This window comes from Streptomyces niveiscabiei, from assembly GCF_001419795.1.
Lineage (GTDB): Bacteria > Actinomycetota > Actinomycetes > Streptomycetales > Streptomycetaceae > Streptomyces > Streptomyces niveiscabiei.
The window spans coordinates 1-5,416 of sequence record NZ_LIRL01000362.1; the positions used below are offsets into that span (position 1 = coordinate 1).

General features: G+C 73.8%; 4 protein-coding genes and 1 pseudogene. 4 read left to right on the plus strand and 1 reads right to left on the minus strand.

Translation table 11 applies throughout. From position 1 onward, the window contains the following. The first annotated feature begins 75 nt into the window (after window positions 1–75). From AOK24_RS18250 to AOK24_RS18260, 3 genes are all read left to right on the plus strand, one after another. The gene (locus AOK24_RS18250) at window positions 76–714 is read left to right on the plus strand and encodes an aspartate/glutamate racemase family protein (RefSeq protein WP_055721142.1); all 639 of its coding nucleotides are present in this window, start codon (window positions 76–78) and stop codon (window positions 712–714) included. 147 nt (window positions 715–861) lie between these two features. Further along, complete coding sequence (locus AOK24_RS18255) at window positions 862–2,313, plus strand: FAD-binding protein (RefSeq protein ID WP_055721143.1); 1,452 nt, start codon at window positions 862–864, stop codon at window positions 2,311–2,313. A 118-nt stretch (window positions 2,314–2,431) separates the two neighbouring features. Next, window positions 2,432–3,637, plus strand: coding sequence for a transglycosylase family protein (locus AOK24_RS18260; protein WP_055721144.1), 1,206 nt, complete (start codon window positions 2,432–2,434; stop codon window positions 3,635–3,637). Between the two features lie 38 nt (window positions 3,638–3,675). Here AOK24_RS18260 and AOK24_RS18265 read toward each other — a convergent pair whose 3' ends face one another. Then, window positions 3,676–4,833 carry a DMT family transporter gene (locus AOK24_RS18265; RefSeq protein WP_055721145.1) on the minus strand — a complete coding sequence of 386 codons (1,158 nt, stop codon included), beginning with the start codon at window positions 4,831–4,833 and terminating at the stop codon, window positions 3,676–3,678. A gap of 211 nt (window positions 4,834–5,044) precedes the next feature. Between AOK24_RS18265 and AOK24_RS18270 the strand changes: the two are divergent. Further along, window positions 5,045–5,416, plus strand: a pseudogene (locus tag AOK24_RS18270) (ferric iron reductase); the annotation flags it as partial.

The following is a 5,416-nucleotide window of genomic DNA, read 5'->3' on the forward strand; positions in this document are numbered from 1 at the left end:
GGTCGAAGAAGAGGGGGTGGCGACGGCGGCGGGGACGCTGACCTTCGGGTGACGACAGGGTCTAAGGTCACGGACATGCGCCTGGCCCTCCTGCACACCTCCCCCGTCCACATCCCCGTCTTCGACGCCCTGCGCGACGAACACCACCCGGACCTGACCCTGCGCCACCACGTCGACGAGTCCCTCCTCGCGCGGGCCCGCGCCGAGGGTCCGGCGGCGGTCGCGCCCGCCGTGCGGGACGCGCTGGAGCGGGCCGTCGCCGAGGGTGTGGACGCGGTGCTGTGCACGTGCTCGTCGATCGGCGGGGTCGCGGAGGAACAGGGCGCGGGGCTCGCCGTCCCCGTCGTCAGGGTGGACCGGCCGATGGCCGCCGAGGCGGTCGCCGCCGGGGACAGGGTCGTCGTCCTCGGGACGGTCGCCAGCACGCTCGGGCCGACCGCGGCGCTGGTCGGCGAGGAGGCGGGCGGCCGTCCGGTCACCGTGCGGACGGTCCTCGCCGAGGGCGCGTGGGAGCTGTTCGAGGCCGGGGACGCGCAGGGGTACGCCCGCGCGGTCGCCGACGCGGTGGACGCGGTGACCGGCGCCGACGCGATCGTGCTGGCGCAGGCGTCGATGGCCCCGGCGCAGGGGCTCGCCCGGACGGCGGTGCCGGTGTTCTCCAGCCCCCGCCCGGGGCTCGCGGCAGCCGCCGCGCGGTGTGCCGGGGGCCGGTGAAGCGCGGGAGCCCGGCGGTGTGCCGGAGATGTGTTTGAAACCACAAGCACCCGGTGATCAAGATCGAACTACCATGAGCCCCTGACCACTTGATGCCCTTTCAGGCCGCCCCCACCCTGGCCCGAAGACCCGAACGAGGCGAGGCACATGACCCCCACACCCTCCCGACGCACCCTCCTCCAGGGCCTGGCCGCCGGTACGGCCGTGGTCGCGTTCGACCCCCTCACCCGCAGCTGGGCCGCGACGGCCGACAGCGCCTTCGCCCAGGTCCCGCCCCTGGACGGCACCCTCCTCACCGACCCCGCGTCCCTCGCGGCGGCGGCCGACGACTACGGCCACATCGTGCACCGCACCCCGGCCGCCGTCCTGCGCCCCGGCTCGGTCGACGACGTCGTCGAGATGATCCGCTTCTGCAACACCCACACCATCGACGTCGCCCCGCGCGGCCAGGGCCACGGCACCTTCGGCCAGGCCCAGGTGCCGGACGGCGTGATCATCGAGACGACCCCGCTCAACCACATCGGCACCCCCGAGAACGGCACGGTCACCGTCGGCGCGGGCGCCCTGTGGATCGACGTCCTGCGGGCCATGCTCCGACACGGCCTGACCCCGCCCGTGTTCACCGACTACATCGAACTCTCCGTCGGCGGCACCCTCTCGGTCGGCGGCATCGGCGGCCAGACCCACCGGCACGGCGCCCAGGTCGACAACGTCCTCGCCCTCGACGTCGTGACCGGCGCGGGCGAACTCGTGCACTGCTCCCCGGCCCGCCGCGCCGACCTCTTCCACGCCGTCCTCGCGGGCCTCGGCCAGTGCGCGGTCATCGTCTCCGCGACCCTGCGCCTGGTCCCGGCCCCCACCGCCGCGACCGTCCGCCACTACCTCCTCCCCTACACCGACCTCGACACCTTCCTCGCCGACCAGCGCACCCTCACCCGCGAGCGCCGCTTCGACTACGTCGAGGGCCAGGTCACCGCCGACAAGAACGGCGCCTTCACGGCGTACGTCCTGGAGGCCGTCGCCTACGACGCCGAGGTCCCCGAGTCGACGCTGCTCGCGGGCCTGTCGTACGACGCGGCGGGCGTGCAGCGGACCACGCCGACGTACTTCGACTTCGTCAACCGGGTCGGGCCGGTGGCCGAGGAGCTGAAGAAGTCCGGGGTGTGGGCGTACGCGCACCCCTGGCTGAACCTGCTGATCCCCGGGGACCGGACCGCCGAGGTGACCCGGGAGATCCTCGCCGGGGTCACCGCCGCCGACGTCGGCGCCGGGCTGATCCTGCTCTACCCCCTCGACCGGGCCCGCCTGCACACCCCGCTGCTGCCGATGCCGGACGACCCGGTTCCGTACCTGTTCGCGATCCTCGCGGCGACCCCGCCCGCCGACACGGCCACCGTCGACCGGCTCCTCGCCGCCAACCGCGCCGCGTACGACAAGGTCGCGGCGGCCGGCGGGACGCAGTACCCGGTGGGGTCCATCCCGTTTCGGCCGCGGGACTGGCGGACGCACTTCGGCGCGGCCTGGCCGCAGCTCGCGGCGGCGAAACGCACCTACGACCCCAAGAGTGTCCTGGTGCCGGGGCAGGGCATCTTCGGCTGAAACGCGGTGACATGAGTCGAACCGATCGGGGTAGAAGCGCGGCTGATTCGCGGTCTTGCCCTGGCCGGTTCGCACCGCTTACTTTTTGCCCTCCTGACGCCTGTACAGGGGGTTCACCATGGCCGTACGCGGCCGGCACCGCCGATACCAGCCGACCCGGATCAACCGCGCCTCGCTCACCGTCACCGCAGGTGGCGCCGGTATGGCGCTGCCCCTCATAGGCGCCGGCACCGCGCACGCCGCCGATGTCCACACCTGGAACAAGGTCGCGGCCTGCGAGTCCACGAACAACTGGAGCATCAACACCGGCAACGGCTACTACGGCGGCCTCCAGTTCACCCAGTCCACCTGGGAGGCGTACGGCGGGCTGCGGTACGCGGGGCGCGCGGATCTGGCCACCAAGGACCAGCAGATCGCGGTGGCCGAGAAGGTCCTCGACGGGCAGGGGCCCGGCGCGTGGCCGGTGTGCTCGGTGCGGGCGGGGCTCACGCGGGGCGGGGACGCGCCCGACATCGAGCCGGTCGTCCAGAAGAAGGCGGCCCCCGAGAAGGCGGCCCGGCAGAAGGCCGCCAAGAAGCCGAAGGCGCCCGACGTCCGCGCCCAGGCGACCCCGCAGTCCCGTGCCGGGCGCACCGAGATGTACACCGTCGTGCGCGGCGACACGCTCTCCGGGATCGCCGACGAGCGCGACGTCCGGGGCGGGTGGCGGGGGCTGTACGCCGCGAACCGCACGACCATCGGCGGCGACCCCGACCTGATCATGCCGGGGCAGCGGCTGAGCCTGGACGGGAAGAAGGCACCCCAGGCGAAGGCTCCGGCCAAGCCGCAGAGCAAGCCGCACAGCAAGCCACAGAGCAAGCCGCAGGCGAAGGCCAAGCCCAAGGCGACCAAGCCGAAGACGGTGTCGAGCGAGCGCGACGGCTCTCTCGTGGCCCCGGTCAACGCCGACACCGGCACGCGCTACCACGCCACCGGGTCCTCCTGGTCGAAGGGCTACCACACCGGCGTCGACTTCCCCGTGCCCACCGGGACCTCCGTGAAGGCCGTCGGCTCGGGCGAGGTCGTCACCGCCGGGTGGGGCGGCTCCTTCGGCTACCAGGTCGTCATCCGGCACGCCGACGGCCGCTACACCCAGTACGCCCACCTCTCGGCGATCTCCGTCAGGGACGGGCAGTCGGTCGCCGCGGGCCAGCGCATCGGCCGGTCGGGGTCCACGGGGAACAGCACGGGACCGCACCTGCACTTCGAGGTGCGGACCGGGCCCGGCTTCGGGTCGGACGTCGATCCGGTCGCGTACCTGCGGGCCGGGGGCGTCAGGATCTGAGCGCGGCCCCGCTCACCCGCCCACGGAGGCCGGCCGCGTCAGGATCTGACCTTGGCGCGGTGCCGGTCGTCGCAGTGCCGGTCGCCGCTGTGCACGGCCAGTGACAGGCCGTCGTAGAAGAGCCGGTACGTCCCGTCCGCGAGGTGGGCGGGACCGCCGGCCGACACCCACGCCGGGGTGCCCTCCGGCACCTGGGCGGGGCCCGGCTTCGGCAGGTCGTCGTCCGCCTGGGCCGTGGGACCCGTCTCCGGCAGCTTCTCGCGGACCGGCGCCGACTGCTCGGGGAGCGCCGGCAGCGGGGCGTCGCCGGGCTCCCGCCCGTCGGTGGGCTCCTCCTGCGCCGTCTCCTGCGCGTGCTCGCGGGCCAGCCGCTCCGTCGTCAGCAGGATCAGGCCACCCGCCGCGACGACGCCGCAGCCCAGCGCCAGGGCGGTGCCCGTGGCGCCGTAGCGGAACGTCTCGCCGAACATCGTGATGCCGACGGCCGCCGCGACCACCGGGTTGACGACGGTCAGCGTGGAGAGCGGGGCCGCGAGGCCCGCGCCCCGGTAGGACGCCTGGGACAGCAGCATCCCGGCGGTGGCGAGGACGCCGATCAGGGCCAGGGTGGGCACGTCACCGGCGGTGACGCCGCCCGCCCAGTCGACGGCGACCGTCTTCGTGAACACCGAGGACATGCCGAACGCGATGCCGGACGCGGTCGCCAGCAGCATCGCGCGGACCGCCGGATGCCGGTGCACCGCGCGCGCGGCGACCATCAGCGCGGCCACCGCACCCGCCGTGGCCGTCGCGACCGCGATCCGCTCGGGCGTCGTCAGGGACTGCGAGTCGGAGGCGCCGACCAGGGCCAGCAGGCCCGCGAGGCCGACCGTCGCCATCAGGGCGCCGCGCCAGGCCGTCGCCCCCGCGCGCTGCTTCACGAACAGGGCCGCCATCGGCAGCGCGAACACGATCGTCAGCGCGCCCAGCGGCTGCACGAGGCTCAGCGGGCCGTACGCCAGCGCCACCACGTGCAGGACCCCGCCCAGGCCGTTCAGCGCGACCGCGCCCCACCACGCCGGGCGGCGCAGCGGAGCGTACTGCCCGGTGGAGGCGCTCGGGGAGGAGAGCGCCACCTGCTCCTGCACGATCGCGCCCGCTGCGTACGCCACGGCAGAGATCAGCGACAGGACCACGGACAACGCGAGGGCGCTCATGAGCTGCTCCTCTGCGTGAGGCGGGGGCACCAGGCCCGGCGCGGCGAACGGTCGGCTTCCATGACAACCACGATGCCCTGTCGATCTGTTCCTGTCGTCGTACCTGAGCACTCATTGCGTCGTACTCCCGATGGAGTACGAAAGGACTACGGACCACACCCAGGGTGGTGGCGCGTACAGCGTGTGGCCGAGTCTGCCTCTCCGACCGTTCTTGGTACTACTGCTTTTCGTGGACCACGAACCCGGCCTCGACCCCGCCCTCGCCGCGCTGCGCCCGCTCGGCGGCTTCTTCGTCCTGCGTACCCTCCTAGCCGGGACAGGAGACCCGCCGGACCCGCTGCCGACCCTGGCCGACGCGTACGCGGACCAGTCGTCGGACGTTTACGGACATCCGCTGATTTTCCGTGTCCGCAAGGTCGCCGAGAGTGTCCGCGCCCCCGAGGACCGGGTCGCCGCCTCCCTCGCGCACCAGTCCCTGGCCTCCCGCCTCTGGTCGGTCGCCCTGGGCTGCGCGGCCCTCTACGGCCGCCTCCCCGACCTCGACCCCGCCCTCCTGCGCTGGAACCCCGACGCGTCCGCCCCG